Raw genomic sequence first — 16,346 nt, 5'->3', positions numbered from 1 at the left:
AAAACGCCGCATTGAGCGTTTTCAGTTGACGAAACAGCCATCAACCGACGTATGTAGCCGATGCCAGATTCATATCTAGACGTTTCCGGGCTGTTTGTAGAGCGGCAGGCGCAGCGCAGTTCCATGCATGCGCGCCATCTGAACGAGCAGCTCGTCCGAGTGCTGAAGACCATCGGCTACGATGTGGGCTTTCAGAAGGGTCAAGGACAATACCTGTTCGATCGTGACGGGGCCCGTTATCTCGATCTACTCAGCGGATTTGGCGTTTTTGCGATTGGCCGCAATCATCCGGCGCTGCGTCTGGCGCTGAAAAGCGTGCTCGACAGCGATTTTCCTAATCTGGTGCAACTCGACGTCTCGACGCTCGCGGGCGTGCTGGCGGAGCGCCTGCTCGAACATGTTCCATATCTGGACAAGGTGTTCTTTGCCAATTCCGGCGCCGAGACCGTCGAAGCCGCAATCAAGTTCGCGCGCGGTGCGACCGGCCGTCCCGGCATCGTCTCCTGCTCGCATTCCTTCCACGGCCTGTCCTACGGCGCGCTGTCGCTGATGGACGATGCGAACTTCAGAGGCGGCTTCGAGCCGCTGCTGCCGGGATGCACGCAGATACCTTTCAACGATCTCGCCGCGCTCGAGCAGGCATTGTCCTCGCGCCAGGTCGCAGCCTTCATTGTCGAGCCGATCCAGGGCAAGGGCGTCAACATGCCCTCGGATGAATTTTTGCCGGGCGCTGCCGCGCTGTGCAAAAAATACGGCACGATCTTCATTGCCGACGAAATCCAGACCGGTATCGGCCGCACCGGAAAATTCCTCGCGGTCGAGCACTGGAATGTCGAGCCCGACATGGTGCTCTTGGCAAAGGCGCTGTCGGGCGGTCACGTTCCAGTCGGCGCGCTGCTGACCCGCAAGTCCATCTTCGACAAGATCTTCAACCAGATGGATCGCGCGGTCGTGCACGGCTCGACTTTTTCGAAGAACGATATGGCGATGGCCGCCGGCATCGCCACTCTCGATGTGATCAAGCAGGAGAAACTTGTCGAGCAGGCCGCCAAGCGCGGCGCCGAGCTTCGCCTTGCGCTGACCCGCATGGTGCCGGGCTATGAACTGCTGAAGGAAGTGCGCGGCAAGGGATTGATGATCGGCATCGAGTTCGGTCCGCCGAAATCGCTGAAGCTGAAGGCTTCCTGGAATCTGCTGGAGACCGCAAATAAAGGCCTGTTCTGCCAGCTCATCACCGTACCGCTGTTCAAGGATCACAAGATCCTGACGCAGGTCTCCGGCCACGGCAGCCACACCATCAAGCTGCTGCCGCCGCTGGTGATCACGGAAGAAGATTGCACCTGGATCGAAAAATCGTTCGACGACGTCATTGCCGCGAGCCACAAGGTGCCCGGTGCGATCTGGTCGCTCGGCAAGACGCTGGTCGACAACGCGGTCAGGAAGTCGGCGTAGGGCCCAATAGCAAAGTGTATTGCGCCGACCGCGACAAGATTTGTCGTTTGGACGCGTGAAGCTGGATTATGCCCCCGCATCATCCGGCGTGATGTATCAATTCAATGGTCTTTTTAGATACCATTCAGTCTTTCGCCACTCGGGGTCGCTTTCGATCCGATAGTCGAATTCGCGCGGATAATTCTTCGAAGCGAGAAGTTCGCTCAAGGCAGAATGAGGCGCCTCCGGCTCGTGAACGCGCCAGATGATCTCTCTGCGCGCATCGAGGGTGACACGAGCGAGAAACAGTGCGTTGCTGTCTGCTGTGATTAACGAAGCAAGTCTGTCCTCAAACTCATACAACACCTTCTGTTCGTCTGGAGACGGGAGCCAGTTCTCGACAAGATCGTCGCAACAAATCAGGACAGATAAGTGCCAGGAGAAAGCGGCCCTTCGCTCGAATTCTCTAAGTGCCGTATTGACGATTGCAAATCCTGGCCGGTCTCGCTGGCGAAATTCCAGAAGCGTGTGTACTTCTGTCGGAATGATTTTGTCGCTCACGGTTGTCTAGCCCGCCTTCGTATGGACCGAGACCGAGGTTGTACGAGAGAAGCGTTACATCAACTCGCTGCTTGTGTCGACAACGCGATACGTAAATCGGTGTAGTCGCGCGACAGTAGGACGCAATGGCAAGTCCATTGCGTTGATGCCATCAATCTCCAAGTATCGAGCGGGCAGGGCTGCATCGATCGGAGGAGAGCATGGTCAACATCACCGGCGGCTGTCACTGCGGCGCGATCCGTTACGAGATATCGGGCGAACCCATCGTTCATGCATTGTGTCACTGTACAGATTGCCGCCGCCACGCCGGCGCGCCAATGGTCGGATGGTCGATGTACCCGGAGAATGCGCTCAAGGTGACGAAGGGCACGCCGAAACTCTATGAGTCCTCCGAACATGGCCGGCGGCAATTCTGCGCGGACTGCGGCACGGGATTGTTCTACACCAATGCGAATATCATGCCCGGCATCGTCGACATCCAGAGCGCGACCTATGACGATCCCGACGCCGTGCCGGCGATGATGCACATCCAGACCGCAGAGCGCATTCACTGGATGGAGCGAGCACACGAACTGCCGACCTTCGAGCGCTATCCGTCGCCGCCATAGCGGCCGCTGCAAGGATAGTCTTACTGTGTTTGAGCAGCGGTGAGCGTCTGGCGCGCCGAACGAAAGCCCTGTCAGTCGCGCTAACGCGAAAGCATTTCGCCTCTCCCTGACGAAAATCGGTATCCAATTTTCCCGATCATGCTCTAGGATGCGCGCGCCGAGCGGTCGCAAAGAGCCGCCGGCGCGTGTTGTCGGAGGAAGCATGATGGAATATCAACGTCGCCAGTTCTTGCAGCTCGTCGCCGGTGCGGCTGCGCTCCCCGTTACGTCAAGCATCGCAAGTGCGCAGGCCTATCCATCGCGGCCGGTTCGCCTCGTGATCGGCTATACGCCCGGCGGCTCGGCGGACCTCACCTCGCGGCTGATGGGGCAATGGCTATCGGAAAAGCTCGGGCAATCCTTCGTGATCGAGAACCGGCCGGGCGGCGGCACCAATATCGCGACCGAGCAAGTGCTGCGCGCTACCCCTGACGGCTACACGCTGCTGCTGGTGGCGCCGGCGAATGCGATCAACGCCACGCTCTACGACAAGCTGCCGTTCGATTTCATGAAGGAGATGGAGCCGATCGCCGGCATCACTCGCTTTCCCAACGTCGTGGTGGTGCACCCCTCGCTGCCGATCAAGTCGATTCCCGAGCTGATCGCCTATGCCAAGGCCAACCCGGGCAAGCTCAACATGGCATCGTCAGGCAACGGCTCAACGATCCACATGTCGGGCGAACTGTTCAAGATGCTGACCGGCATCAACATGCAGCATGTGCCGTACCGCGGCGGCGCGCCGGCGCTCACCGACATGCTTTCCGGTCAGATGCACGTCATGTTCGACAACCTTCCGACCTGCGCCGAGCACGTCAAATCCGGCAAGCTGCGCGGGCTTGCGGTCACCAGCACGACACGTTCGGACGTGCTGCCGGATTTGCCGTTGGTCGCAGATTACCTGCCGGGCTACGAGGCAAGCGCCTGGTACGGCCTCGCCGCGCCAAAGGGCACGCCGCCGGAAATCGTCGAAAAGCTAAACAAGGCGGTCAATGAAATCCTCGCCGACCCCAAGGCAAAGGCCCGCTTCGCCGAGATCGGCGCCATCCTGCTGCCGGGCTCGCCCGCCGATTTCGGCAAGCTGGTGGCGGATGAAACCGAGAAATGGGGCAAGGTGGTCAAGTTCGCCGGCGCGAAGGTGGATTAGAGGGCGGTATTCATCAAACTGGCGGTAAGCCAGCAGTGTCTGCTTTCGGGGGGTAAACCAGACGCGGATCAGCCGCGCCGTGATGTCCGCAAGTGGACCCAATTCGGACTTGGGTTCAGGTAAGTAGCGTCCTGCAATCGAGATCATCGACGGCAAGCATGATGCGTTCAAGACTATTCCACCAGATCACGGCGGGGATACTGTTCACAGCTTGCCACACCGGCGTCGTAATTTGCCAAAGCACTGACAATCGATAATCGGCTTGAAGCGCATGTCGGTCGTAGCCCGAGACCCCGTGAGCAACCAGCGTCTCGTGGTATTCGTCGAGGAGTGAACGTTCCATCGCTTGTCGACGGTCAGGATACCAGTGCATCGCGATCATGTAGGCAAGGTCTCGCGATGCGACATCGAGGCGCCAGCTGTCCCAGTCGAACAGTCGAGCATCATCGGACTGATGGTCTCGCGGCAAAAACGTATTCCAAACATGCGCGTCGCCTTGGGTGATCGTAAAGTTTCGATGTGAGTGATACCGCTGAAGCAGACGAGGTGCAGAGCCGAGCAATTGTTCATAGAGCCGGCGCCGCTCGCGTGACAGTAGGTCACCCGCGCGATCAGCAAAACGTTGGAAGTCGGTCGCGACAAGCTGCATCTGCCGATCCATGGCCTCGGGGTCCAGCCACGTCCCTACGGAGACGCCGAGTCGCGGGCTGTCCCACCAAGAAGCATGGAGGCGAGCGTGCGCTCGAACGATTGCTCCACATTGCTGCCTTGAGGGCGGCAGCGGCCACTGCGTCGGGACGGCGTGGGTTTCTGTGAGGTCCTCAAGGAGGAGGTGCCACGCGCTCGTCTCAGCATCGCGATACGCCTCGAAACAGCGAGGCACGATGTTGGTCACCATCAGTGGCGCAATCTGATTATAAAATGCGACCTCCTGACGGCCTGCATGCAGCGCGTCTCCGACGCGATCGGGGTGACAAGTCTTGAAGATGAGGGAGCGGGGGGCGTCGTCGGTCGGTGTACTGTACGTCAGGCGTATCCGAATGATTCGAGAGAGGATGGTTTCGCGGGAGCTTTCGACCGTGACATCGCTGACGTGAGCCTTGCCAAGCACACCAGTTCGGCGGAATGTCGCGGTGAGACGCTCAGCCTGGATCGCTTCTGGAATCGGTTGCGTCATCGCGCTCTCCTAATTCGAAGGTAGCTCTTTCCGGTCATGTGCGCAACTAACGGTTGAGCACGATCGCCCGCCGTGATCGGCAGTATAACGATGACCGCTGCTGGAATGTTAGCGTGACCTTGATGTCCGATCTTGCACGTCGCGGACATGCGGAGATCAGTGCGTAATGTCCGCTTTCAGCTGCAAAGCGAGTTTTGCTGGTCGCAAGTAATCCAGATTATGGTTCAAGTTGTCAGTTTCTCGCCATCGCCCGCGGCGGACTCTTGCCAAGCGCCATTGCCATCGCCGAGATCAGTGGCCGCATGAAAAAAGCGTCCTCCGCCGGATAGATATCGGTGCGCAGGCCGTGGGACTTCAGTTCATCGGAGACCGCCGGTCCGACCGAAGCGATTGGCGTGCGGTCAAGCCCTTCGCGTAACCGATCCTCGCAACCCTGCGTCCGCGCGACCTCGATCAGTCGACGGATCTGACCAAGATTGGTGAGCGCGATCGCGTCGATGCGGCCCGCCGCCATCTCGTCGATTGCATTGATGATGTTAGCGTCGGCGGCCTGCGCGTCGTAGACGTAAGGCAGCACGGTATCGACCTCGGCCCCTTGCGCCTTGATCGCGCCGATCAGGACGCTGTGGTCCTTGTCCGGATAGAGCTGCAGGCCGAGGCGATGGCCGCTGAGGTCGAGGCGTGACAGCATCTCGGCGACGCCTTCGGAGGTCGGCTTCTCCGTCGTCATCTGTGGTTCCAGCCCGATTTCGCGCAGCGCCTTGCCCGGCTTGGGACCACGGGCGAATTTGCGTGCGTTGCCGAGGGCGGCAATGAATTCCTGCTCGACGCCGATGCGCCGGACCACCCTCATCAGCCGGCGCAGGCCTTCGCCGGTCATCAGCACGACGTCGTCAAAAGGCTTGTCGATCGACCGCCTGATCCAGGCTTCGACCGGCGCCGGGTCCGGCGCATCGTGGATGGTGAACATCGGACATTGCAGCACGTCGGCGCCCTGCTCGGTGAGCAGGCGGGAGAACTGCGCTTCCTCGCGCGTTTCCAGGATCAGGATGCGGTAACCGTTCAATCTGTCAGCCATGATCTCGCTCCAACGCTTTTGCTTCGCGCTTTGTTCATCCTGACCCCGGTTTCCGGATTGGCGCAAGCGCGTCTGCGGTGATAGAGCAGGGCCGCAAATCCGAGGTTTTCACCCTTCTGCCTGAATTGTAGTCAAGTCAGCGCCATGCCCGATCACCAATTCGTCCTGACCCTGTCCTGCCCGGATCGCCCCGGCATCGTTTCCGCGGTGTCGACCTTTCTTGCCCATAACGGTCAGAACATTTTGGATGCCCAGCAGTTCGACGACGTCGAGACCATGAAATTCTTCATGCGGGTGGTGTTCACCGCCGCCGATCTCGCCGTCGAACTGCAGGCGCTGCAGACCGGCTTTGCCGCGATCGCCGAGCGCTTCAACATGGACTGGCAGATGCGCGACCGCGCCAATCGCCGCCGGGTGATGCTGCTGGTCTCCAAATCGGATCATTGCCTGGTCGATATCCTCTACCGCTGGCGCACCGGCGAACTCGAGATGATACCGACCGCGATCGTTTCCAACCATCCGCGCGAGACCTACAGCTCGCTCGATTTCGGCGAGATCCCGTTCCACTATTTGCCGGTGACGAAGGAAACCAAGCGCGAGCAGGAAGAGGCGGTCTGGAAACTGGTTCAGGACACAAAGACCGATCTCGTCGTGCTGGCGCGCTACATGCAGATCCTGTCGGACGAAATGTCGGCAAAACTGTCCGGGCGTTGCATCAACATCCACCATTCGTTCCTGCCGGGCTTCAAGGGCGCGCGGCCCTATCACCAGGCCCATGAGCGCGGCGTCAAGCTGATCGGCGCCACCGCGCACTACGTCACCCGCGACCTCGACGAAGGCCCTATCATCGACCAGGACGTCGAGCGCATCAGCCATCGCGATACGCCGGAAGATCTGTCGCGCAAGGGTCGCGACATCGAGCGCCGCGTACTGGCGCGTGCCATGCGCCATCATCTCGAGGACCGCGTCATCCTCAACGGCCGCAAGACGGTTGTGTTTATGGATTAGCGCGCCGCATCCTTGGACGCGGGCGCCGGGTTGGTCTCCTTGTCGCGCTCGGAAGCCGGCATCAGGCGCTTTCGTTCGCGCTCCCGCATGTACTCGTCATACTTCGCCGTTCCCGGACGCGGCGGCGCGTCGGCGGGCAGGCCGCCGGCCCAGGCCGGAATGGCATCGCTGACGCCGGCTGAGACTTTCTCGTTGATGGTCCCACAGCCGCTCAAGCCGCAGCCCGCGAGGGCAACGGTGACGATCGTGACAATGTGGCGCGCGCTGGTCGGCATCGGCAGAAGACTACAACCTTAACCGTTTAAGGATGATGGATTTAGGGCGCTGCTCTGGGAACCGGCGAGAGCGGTTCTTTGTTGACAGGACCATTTCATTTGTACAATCGTACAAATGAAATGGCAATCGCGGGAGGTTCGGGCAAGCGATATCGGATCGTATTGTACCATCCGTCACATCTTTTGCGGCTATGCGGCTTCTTCGCTGCGACCCGCCAATGGTCCGATTGACAAAAGGGCGGCCAAGGACGCCATGTTGCCGCGCTGCCCGGCGGAAAATTCTGGGTTATGGTGAGATCAAGGGCCGGGGACTCGGTTCGAGACACAAGGCCGATCAGGGGGAGAGATGCTCATGTCTATTCGCAGTCAAATATTGCTGGCCGCAGGCTCGGTCGCCGCGATGCTGGCGCTTGCGCCGGCCCACGCCCAGGACGCCGTCAAGATCGGCCTGATCCTGCCGATGACCGGCGGCCAGGCCTCGACCGGCAAGCAGATCGACAACGCGGTCAAGCTCTACATGCAGCAGAACGGCGATACCGTCGCCGGCAAGAAGATCGAAGTCATCCTGAAGGACGACGGTGCGGTTCCCGACAACACCAAGCGCCTCGCGCAGGAACTGATCGTCAACGACAAGGTCAATTTCATCGCAGGTTTTGGCGTGACGCCCGCTGCGCTCGCGGCGGCGCCGCTCGCGACGCAGGCCAAGGTTCCCGAAATCGTGATGGCGGCGGGCACGTCGATCATCACGGAGCGCTCGCCCTATATCGTCCGCACCTCCTTCACGCTGGCGCAGTCGTGCACCATCATCGGTGATTGGGCCGCCAAGAACGGCATCAAGAAGGTCGCGACGCTGACCTCCGACTACGCGCCCGGCAATGACGCGTTGAACTTCTTCAAGCAGAACTTCACCGCCGGTGGCGGGGAGATCGTCGAAGAGGTGAAGGTGCCGCTGCAAAACCCTGATTTTGCTCCGTTCTTGCAGCGCATGAAGGATTCCAAGCCCGACGCCGTGTTCGTGTTCGTGCCGGCAGGCCAAGGCGGCAACTTCATGAAGCAGTATGCCGAGCGCGGGCTCGACAAGGCGGGCATCAAGGTGATCGGCCCCGGCGACGTGATGGACGACGACCTGCTCAACGGCATGGGCGACGCGGCGCTCGGCACGGTGACGGCGCATCTCTATTCGGCCGCGCATCCCTCGGCCGCGAACAAGGAATTCGTCGCCGCCTACAAGAAGGCGTTCGGCCAGCGCCCGGGCTTCATGGCGGTCGGCGGCTATGACGGTATCCGGCTGATCTACGAGGCGCTGAAGAAGACCGGCGGCAAGACCGACGGCGATGCGCTGATCGCGGCGATGAAGGGCGCAAAGTGGGAAAGCCCCCGCGGCCCGATCATGATCGATCCGGAAACCCGCGACATCGTGCAGAACATCTACATCCGCAAGGTCGAGAAGGTCGACGGCGAACTCTACAACGTCGAATTCGCGACCTTCGAGGCGGTGAAGGATTCGGGCAAAACGAAGAAGTGACGGCGAAGCCGTCATCCCGGAGCGCATCTCCCGCTCTCTCCACGTCATGCCCGGGCTTGACCCGGGCATCCACGCCCCTCAACGGGCGAGGAAGTCGTGGATGGCGGGACAAGCCCGGGCATGACGATGCCGTTGATTTCGTGTCCCTCGCTAGCATTGTTGGATTTCGCTGACCAATGACCACGCTATTCACCATCCTGTTCGACGGCGTCGCCTACGGCATGCTGCTGTTCGTGCTCGCCTGCGGGCTGGCTGTGACGCTGGGGTTGATGAATTTCGTTAACCTCGCCCATGGCGCCTTCGCCATGACCGGCGGCTATATCTGCGCGGTGCTGGTGAATAATTCCGGCTGGCCATTCTTTTCGGCGCTGCCGCTGGCCTTTGTTACGGCCGCGCTGGTTGGCGTCGCGCTGGAGCGCACGCTCTATCGCCACCTCTACACCCGCAGCCATCTCGACCAGGTGCTGTTCACGATCGGCCTCACCTTCATGTCGGTTGCGGCGGTCGATTACATCATGGGATCGTCGCGGATTTTCATCAAACTGCCGGCGGCGCTGGAGGGACAGTTCGACTTCTTCGGCGTCGGCATCGGCCGCTACCGGCTGATGATCATCGTGATCTGCGGCTTGCTCACGGTGGCGCTGCAATTGATTTTGGCGAAAACCCGTTTCGGCAGCCGCCTGCGTGCCGCGGTGGACGATCCGCGTGCAGCAAGCGGCCTCGGCATCAACGTGCCGCAGGTGTTCGCGTTCACCTTCGCCTTTGGCTGCGGCCTTGCCGGCCTCGGCGGTGCGCTGAGCGCCGAGATCCTCGGGCTTGATCCGTATTTTCCGCTAAAATTCATGATCTACTTTTTGATCGTGGTCACCGTCGGCGGCTCCTCCAGTATCACCGGGCCGTTCCTGGCGTCGCTGCTGCTCGGCATCGGCGACGTCGCCGGCAAATATTACGTGCCGAAGATGGGGCCGTTCGTCATCTACACCATCATGATCGTTATCCTGATCTGGCGTCCGAACGGTCTGTTCGGCCGCGCTGCCGCGCGATGAGTCCGCGATGACCGCAGCCTCCGACGTCTCATCCCATGCCATCGCCCGCGCCCGCTGGCGCCCGGCCGAGATCGCGTTCTGGATTCTTGCCTTGTCCTGCGCGTTCCTGTTTCCGTCCCGCTATCTGATCATGACCGATATCCTGCGGCTGGCGTTGTTCACGCTGTCGCTCGATCTGATCCTCGGCTACGCCGGGATCGTTTCGCTGGGGCACGCTGCGTTCTTTGGCGTCGGCGCCTATTCGGCCGGGCTGCTGGCGCTGCATGGCATCATCAACGAGCCGGTGATCGCGCTGGTCGTCGCCGGTCTCGTCGCCATGGTGCTCGGTTTCCTCACCAGTTTCCTCGTCATCCGCGGCGTCGACCTCACACGGCTGATGGTGACGCTCGGCATTGCGCTGCTGCTCGAAGCGCTGGCGGAACGGTTCTCCAATATCACCGGCGGCACCGACGGGCTGCAGGGCATCGAGATGCAGCCAATCCTCGGCCTGTTTGCGTTCGACATGTTCGGCAAGACCGGCTTCTTCTATTCGCTGATCGTGCTGTTCCTGCTGTTTCTGTTGGCGCGGCGGATCGTGAATTCGCCGTTCGGCCTGTCGCTGCGCGCGATCAAGAACAATCCGCTGCGGGCGTCGGCCATCGGCGTGCCCGTCAACCGACGCCTGATCGCGATCTATACGATCGCCGCGTTCTACGCCGGCATTGCCGGGGCGCTGTTCACCCAGACCACGGCGCTGGCCTCGCTCGACGTGTTCGCGTTCGAACGCTCGGCCGATCTGATGCTGGTGCTCGTGATCGGCGGCACCGGCTATCTCTATGGCGGGCTGATCGGCGCCGTCGTGTTCAAGATGCTGCAGGAACTGTTTCAGACCATCACGCCGCAATACTGGCTGTTCTGGATCGGTCTCGTGCTGGTCGTGATGGTGTTGATCGGCCGCGAACGCATCCATCGCTGGGTGCTTTGGGGGCCGAACCTCGTCATCCGTCAGGTCTTCGGACGCAAGGCCGTCGTGGCCGTTCCCGAAAGTGATGCGCCATGACGATCGCGCTCGAAACCAGGGGGCTGGAAAAATCCTTCGGCGGCTTGCGGGTCACGCGCGAGCTGTCGCTGAAGGTGGAGCAGGGCGCCCGCCATGCCCTGATCGGGCCGAACGGCGCCGGCAAGACCACCGTCATCAATCTGCTGACCGGCGTGCTCAAGCCCAATGCGGGACGGATCCTGCTCGAGGGCAACGACATCACCGATTTGCCGGTGCACAAGCGAGTGCCGCGTGGGCTGTCGCGCACCTTCCAGATCAATCAGCTCTATGCCGACCTGACCCCGCTCGAAACGGTCGGGCTCGCCGTCTCCGAACGTCTCGGCCGCGGCGGAGACTGGTGGCGGCGGATGGGCACGCGCGACGAGGTCAATCAGGAGGTCGCGGAGACGCTCGGACGTTTTCATTTGCTTGACGTAATGAACGAGCGCACCGCGACGCTGCCTTACGGCAAACAGCGCCTGCTCGAGATCGCGGTCGCGATCGCGACCAAACCGCGCGTGCTGCTGCTCGACGAGCCCGCTGCCGGTGTGCCCGAGAGCGAGCGTCACGATATTCTGGCGGCGGTCGCTGCCCTGCCGCGCGACGTCACGGTGCTGCTGATCGAGCACGACATGGATCTGGTGTTCTCCTTCGCCGACCGTATCTCGGTGCTGGTCAACGGCGCCATGCTGGTGGAAGGCCCGCCGGACGAAGTGGCGCGCGATCCGCAAGTGAAGGCGGTCTATCTCGGCGAGGCGGCCCATGCCTGAGCTTCTCGCCATCGATGCCTTGCGCGCCGGCTACGGCGAAGCCGTGGTGTTGCCTTCGATGTCGCTGTCGCTGGGCGAGGGTCAGGTGCTGGCGCTGCTGGGGCGCAACGGCACCGGCAAGACCACGCTGATCAATTCGATCGTCGGCATCACCCGCCGTTTCGGCGGCACGATTGCGCTCGGCGGGCTCGACATCACCGCGATGCGCCCGGACCAGCGGGCGCGGGCCGGGATCGGCTGGGTACCGCAGGAACGCAACATCTTTCGCTCGCTGACGGTCGAGGAGAACATGACCGCGGTGGCCCAGCCCGGACTATGGACCGTGGAGAAAGTCTACGAGATGTTTCCGCGGCTGAAGGAGCGCCGCAACAATTTTGGCAACCAGCTTTCCGGCGGCGAGCAGCAGATGCTGGCGATCGGCCGCGCACTGACCCTCAATCCCAAGGTGTTGCTGCTGGACGAGCCGACCGAGGGACTGGCGCCGATCATCGTTGAAGAATTATTAAGGGCGCTCGGCACCATCACCCGGGCAGGCGGCATCTGTTCGATCATTGTCGAGCAGAATGCGCAAAAGATTTTGGGGCTGGCCGATCGGGTTGTGATATTGGAACGCGGCGCAATCGTGCATGATGCGGCAAGCCACGCGTTGAAGGCCGATCCCGCCGTGCTCGAACGCTATCTCGGCGTCGCCGGCGCGGCCGCCCACTAGATTTATGGGAGTTGAGACCATGCAGAGAACAAAGCCCCCGTTCCGCGCCGACGAGGTCGGCAGTCTGTTGCGTCCGCCGCGCATCAAGGAAGCGCGCGCCAAGCTGGAGAAGGGTGAGATCACGGCGGAGGACCTGCGCAGGGCCGAAGACCTCGAGATCGAAAAGGTCGTGCACAAGCAGGCCTCGATCGGCCTGAAGCTCGCGACCGATGGCGAGTTCCGCCGCTCCTGGTGGCATTTCGACTTTCTTAGCCATCTCACCGGCTGTGAGCTGTTCCACCCCGAAACGGGCATCCAGTTCGCCGGCGTGGAAACGAGGCACGACGCCGTCCGCGTGATCGGCAAGCTCGACTTCCCGGACAATCATCCGATGCTGGATCACTTCCGCTTCCTGAAGAAGCATGCTGATACAGCTCACGTCACGCCGAAGATGACGATCCCGTCGCCCGCCGTGCTGCATTTCCGCGGCGGCCGCAAGTCGATCTCGAAGGAGGTCTATCCCGATCTCGAGGAGTTCTTCCTCGACCTCGGCAAGACCTATCGCAAGGCGGTGAAGGCGTTTTATGACGCCGGCTGCCGTTACCTGCAATTCGACGACACCGTATGGGCCTATCTCTGCTCGCAGGACGAACTGCAGAAGGCGCGCGATCGCGGCGACAACCCCGACGGCCTGCAGGAAATCTATGCGCGCGTCATCAACTATGCGCTTGCGGAGCGCCCGGCCGACATGGTGATCACGACGCACGTCTGTCGCGGCAATTTCCGCTCCACCTGGATTTCGTCCGGCGGCTACGAGCCGGTGGCCGAGACCATGCTGGCCGGCACCAACTACGACGGCTATTTCCTCGAATATGATTCCGACCGCGCCGGCGGCTTCGAGCCGCTGCGCTACCTGCCGAAGGGCAACAAGGTGGTCGTGGTCGGCGTCATCACCTCGAAGTTCGGCGAGCTCGAGAAGAAGGACGACATCAAGCGCCGCCTCGATGAGGCCGCCAAGTTCGCCCCGCTCGACCAGCTCGCAGTATCGCCGCAATGCGGCTTTGCCTCGACCGAGGAAGGCAACATCCTCTCCGAGGAGGAGCAGTGGGCCAAGCTCAGCCTCGCGGTCGAAGTGGCCAACGAGGTTTGGGGGAAGTCGTAGGCTCTCGGCCGTCATTACGCGGAGCGTGAGCGGCGGGCGTTCGCCTCGCAATGACAGCGCTTGGGCCGGGCAGGGATTCATTTCCCCTAGTGGGCAGATGGTGGTAGGACAACCTGGCCAACTACCGCTGCCCACCACGACTTCCCAAGCCCCGGCCCGATGAAAAACGACCAGATCCTCAGCCAGATCACCGAGTTCTGCCGCCAGGCCGACATGGCGGAGACGACGTTCGGACGCCGGGCGGTCAACGACGGCAAGCTGGTGCAGCGGCTGCGCGAGGGCAAGCGCATCACTATCGATACGCTGGACCGCATCCAGGCCTATATCGCGGCGTCCACCGGCACGCTGCCGCCGCCGCGCGGCCTTGAAGTGCCGCCCGAAAAGCGCGATCCCCGGGGCAATTTCCGCTTCTTCGAGAACCGGCAGAAATACCTGCTGTTCGTCCATACCTGCAGCGAAAAGCGGGTGATTGCCGAGCGGGTGGCGCTGGAATTGTCCAGCCTGCATCCGCGTCCGCCGGCGCTCAGGGTATTCGACGCGGGAGTCGGAGACGGCACGGTGCTCGCGCGGGTGATGCGCTCGATGCACGGCCGTTTCCCCCATATGCCGTTCTATATCGCCGGCAAGGAGTTGAGCCTGGAGGACGTACGCCTGACGCTCGACAAGGTGCCAGACCGGCTGTTCGAGCACCCGGCGACCGTCATCGTCCTGACCAACATGCACTATGCGGAGGCGCCCTGGCTGACGCCGGCCTCGCCTGCGGCAGCCGCGGGCATGATCTGGCACGAAGTGGCCCTGCGGGGGGCCTCGTCGGGGGAATTCGAGGCCCAGATCGCCGAATTGGGGCCGTTTCTGGAACAGAACTGGCGCGCCAATATCAGCCCCAAATCGGGCATGCCGATCTATGAGCGGCCGGTGGCGCTGGTGCTGTACCGGGAGGACCCACCGGTTCCTGCTTGATTCGATCATCCCACGGGCCGGTCGGACCGAGGCCAATTTCGACCTTGTGATCGCTTCCCAGCCCTATCGGGCAAAATCCTCTGTGAATTTCCGCGCCAAGCGGATCATTGCACCGCTGGCCCGGTCGCTTCGGGCAGGGGGCCGATTGATTGGAATTCACTCCCACGGGCAGGATCCAGGCCTGGAAATCATCCAGTCGGTCTGGCCGGGAGAAAATCCTTTCGCCGTGAGCCGTCATGAGCTATTGCGCGCGGTGAAATACGAGCTGGGGTCGGCCGGGCGGGACCTTAATTTTAATGCCTACGCCGATAACCGTTCCATCTTCCGTTATGATATGGAAGCGCTGCCCAACGAGGTCACCGGCTCGATCGGAACCTCGACGGCCTTTGCAGCGTGGAATGCGGCGGTGTATGTCGCCCAGATCGAAGACGACCGGTTGACCGAAATGACTGAAAACAGCCGGACGCTCGATGCCACCAGAGAGGTTCTGCGCAAGCATAACGGGCTTTGGTTTTACGACGAATCCTACGTCATTTCGCGGCGTCGCGACTGACATTCCAGGATACACAACACAGACAGCCGCCGGGGTCCGGCGGGAACAAGGGGTTTGTTGATGCGCGCCTCCTATCTCTTCACCAGCGAGTCGGTTTCCGAGGGTCATCCGGACAAGGTTTGCGATCGAATCTCGGACGAGATCGTCGACCTGTTCTACCGGGAAGGCCCGAAGGCGGGCATCGACCCCTGGCAGATCCGCGCGGCCTGCGAAACGCTTGCCACCACCAACAAGGTCGTCATCGCTGGCGAAACGCGCGGCCCGGAATCGGTCACCAATGAACAGATCGAAAACACCGTGCGCGAGGCGATCAAGGACATCGGTTACGAGCAGGAGGGTTTCCACTGGAAGACCGCCGACATTGAAATCCTGCTGCATCCGCAGTCCGCTGACATCGCGCAGGGCGTCGACGCCAAGCAGCCCAGCAACCAGGAAGAGGGCGCGGGCGACCAGGGCATCATGTTCGGCTACGCCACCAACGAGACGCCTGACCTGATGCCGGCGCCGATCTTCTACGCCCACAAGATCCTTCGGTTGATTTCCGAAGCGCGCCACTCCGGCCGCGAGAAGGTTCTGGGTCCGGACTCCAAGAGCCAGGTCACCGTGCAGTACGAGAACGGCAAGCCGGTCGGCGTGCGCGAGATCGTGGTCTCGCACCAGCATCTGGTCGAGGACCTCACCTCCAATCAGATTCGTGACATCGTCGAACCCTATGTCCGCGAGGCGCTGCCGAAGGAATGGATCAACGGCAAGACCATCTGGCACATCAATCCGACCGGAAAATTCTACATCGGCGGTCCCGACGGCGATTCCGGTCTTACCGGCCGAAAGATCATCGTCGATACGTATGGCGGCGCGGCCCCGCATGGCGGCGGCGCCTTCTCCGGCAAGGACCCGACCAAGGTCGACCGTTCGGCCGCCTATGCCGCGCGTTATGTCGCCAAGAACATCGTCGCCGCCGGTCTCGCCGACCGCTGCACCCTGCAGCTTGCTTATGCGATCGGTGTGGCGCGTCCGCTGTCGATCTATATCGATACCCACGGCACTGGAAAGGTGCCGGAAGACCAGCTCGAGCAGGCAGCCGCGAAGGCGATGGATTTGACGCCGCGCGGCATCCGCACCCATCTCGATCTCAATCGCCCGATTTACGCGCGTACCGCAGCCTACGGCCATTTCGGTCGCACGCCCGATAATGAAGGCGGCTTCTCCTGGGAGAGGACCGATCTGGTCGAACCGCTCAAGCGCGCGGTTTAGTCTTAACAGCATCATTCCGGGGCACCGCGATAGCGGTGAACCCGGAATC

At 61.7% G+C, this 16,346-nt stretch carries 15 protein-coding genes and 1 pseudogene; 12 read left to right on the top strand and 4 right to left on the bottom strand.

What is annotated here, in order from left to right; all coding sequences use genetic code 11:
• Positions 1–60: 60 nt before the first annotated feature.
• Positions 61–1,452 (top strand): aminobacteriohopanetriol synthase HpnO, encoded by a 1,392-nt coding sequence (hpnO, locus tag V1278_RS28630; protein WP_028350900.1) that lies wholly within the window; start codon positions 61–63, stop codon positions 1,450–1,452.
• 96 nt (positions 1,453–1,548) lie between these two features.
• Here hpnO and V1278_RS28625 read toward each other — a convergent pair whose 3' ends face one another.
• Entirely contained in the window at positions 1,549–1,992 is a 444-nt protein-coding gene (locus V1278_RS28625) for a DUF695 domain-containing protein (RefSeq protein WP_334383000.1), read from the bottom strand.
• Between the two features lie 200 nt (positions 1,993–2,192).
• Here V1278_RS28625 and V1278_RS28620 point away from each other — a divergent pair, with 200 nt between their 5' ends.
• Together V1278_RS28620 and V1278_RS28615 are read left to right on the top strand one after the other, a co-directional pair.
• Positions 2,193–2,600, top strand: a complete 408-nt coding sequence (locus tag V1278_RS28620; RefSeq protein ID WP_334382999.1) for a GFA family protein — start codon at positions 2,193–2,195, stop codon at positions 2,598–2,600.
• Positions 2,601–2,805: 205 nt separating this feature from the next.
• A complete protein-coding gene (locus tag V1278_RS28615; RefSeq protein ID WP_334382998.1) occupies positions 2,806–3,783 on the top strand; it encodes a Bug family tripartite tricarboxylate transporter substrate binding protein in 978 nt (325 codons plus the stop codon).
• A 115-nt stretch (positions 3,784–3,898) separates the two neighbouring features.
• Here V1278_RS28615 and V1278_RS28610 read toward each other — a convergent pair whose 3' ends face one another.
• Together V1278_RS28610 and V1278_RS28605 are read right to left on the bottom strand one after the other, a co-directional pair.
• Positions 3,899–4,960 (bottom strand): aminoglycoside phosphotransferase, encoded by a 1,062-nt coding sequence (locus V1278_RS28610; protein WP_334382997.1) that lies wholly within the window; start codon positions 4,958–4,960, stop codon positions 3,899–3,901.
• Positions 4,961–5,192: 232 nt separating this feature from the next.
• A complete protein-coding gene (locus V1278_RS28605; protein ID WP_334382996.1) occupies positions 5,193–6,038 on the bottom strand; it encodes a uroporphyrinogen-III synthase in 846 nt (281 codons plus the stop codon).
• 144 nt (positions 6,039–6,182) lie between these two features.
• Here V1278_RS28605 and purU point away from each other — a divergent pair, with 144 nt between their 5' ends.
• Entirely contained in the window at positions 6,183–7,046 is an 864-nt protein-coding gene (gene purU / locus V1278_RS28600) for a formyltetrahydrofolate deformylase (RefSeq protein ID WP_334367837.1), read from the top strand.
• Here the strand turns inward: purU and V1278_RS28595 are convergent.
• Entirely contained in the window at positions 7,043–7,321 is a 279-nt protein-coding gene (locus V1278_RS28595; RefSeq protein WP_334367838.1) for a hypothetical protein, read from the bottom strand. The genes purU and V1278_RS28595 overlap by 4 nt on opposite strands.
• A 352-nt stretch (positions 7,322–7,673) precedes the next feature.
• Between V1278_RS28595 and V1278_RS28590 the strand changes: the two genes are divergently transcribed.
• From V1278_RS28590 to metK, 8 genes and pseudogenes are all read left to right on the top strand, one after another.
• Positions 7,674–8,846 (top strand): ABC transporter substrate-binding protein, encoded by a 1,173-nt coding sequence (locus tag V1278_RS28590; protein ID WP_334382995.1) that lies wholly within the window; start codon positions 7,674–7,676, stop codon positions 8,844–8,846.
• Between the two features lie 176 nt (positions 8,847–9,022).
• Positions 9,023–9,892: a branched-chain amino acid ABC transporter permease gene (locus V1278_RS28585; protein ID WP_334376518.1), complete on the top strand. Its 870-nt coding sequence runs from the start codon at positions 9,023–9,025 to the stop codon at positions 9,890–9,892.
• Positions 9,893–9,899: 7 nt separating this feature from the next.
• Complete coding sequence (locus V1278_RS28580; RefSeq protein ID WP_334367840.1) at positions 9,900–10,931, top strand: branched-chain amino acid ABC transporter permease; 1,032 nt, start codon at positions 9,900–9,902, stop codon at positions 10,929–10,931.
• A complete protein-coding gene (locus tag V1278_RS28575) occupies positions 10,928–11,680 on the top strand; it encodes an ABC transporter ATP-binding protein (RefSeq protein WP_334382994.1) in 753 nt (250 codons plus the stop codon). Before V1278_RS28580 ends, V1278_RS28575 begins: the two co-directional genes overlap by 4 nt.
• Positions 11,673–12,389, top strand: a complete 717-nt coding sequence (locus V1278_RS28570) for an ABC transporter ATP-binding protein (RefSeq protein WP_334367842.1) — start codon at positions 11,673–11,675, stop codon at positions 12,387–12,389. Before V1278_RS28575 ends, V1278_RS28570 begins: the two co-directional genes overlap by 8 nt.
• A 19-nt stretch (positions 12,390–12,408) precedes the next feature.
• Positions 12,409–13,530, top strand: coding sequence for a cobalamin-independent methionine synthase II family protein (locus tag V1278_RS28565; RefSeq protein ID WP_334382993.1), 1,122 nt, complete (start codon positions 12,409–12,411; stop codon positions 13,528–13,530).
• A 159-nt stretch (positions 13,531–13,689) separates the two neighbouring features.
• Positions 13,690–15,043, top strand: a pseudogene (locus V1278_RS28560) (hypothetical protein).
• A 60-nt stretch (positions 15,044–15,103) separates the two neighbouring features.
• Positions 15,104–16,297, top strand: a complete 1,194-nt coding sequence (metK, locus tag V1278_RS28555; protein ID WP_334382992.1) for a methionine adenosyltransferase — start codon at positions 15,104–15,106, stop codon at positions 16,295–16,297.
• Positions 16,298–16,346: the final 49 nt, after the last annotated feature.

Source organism: Bradyrhizobium sp. AZCC 1577 (assembly GCF_036924575.1).
GTDB lineage: Bacteria > Pseudomonadota > Alphaproteobacteria > Rhizobiales > Xanthobacteraceae > Bradyrhizobium.
Note: the sequence above shows the minus strand (reverse complement) of the source record. Positions and strands in the feature narration are given on the sequence as shown.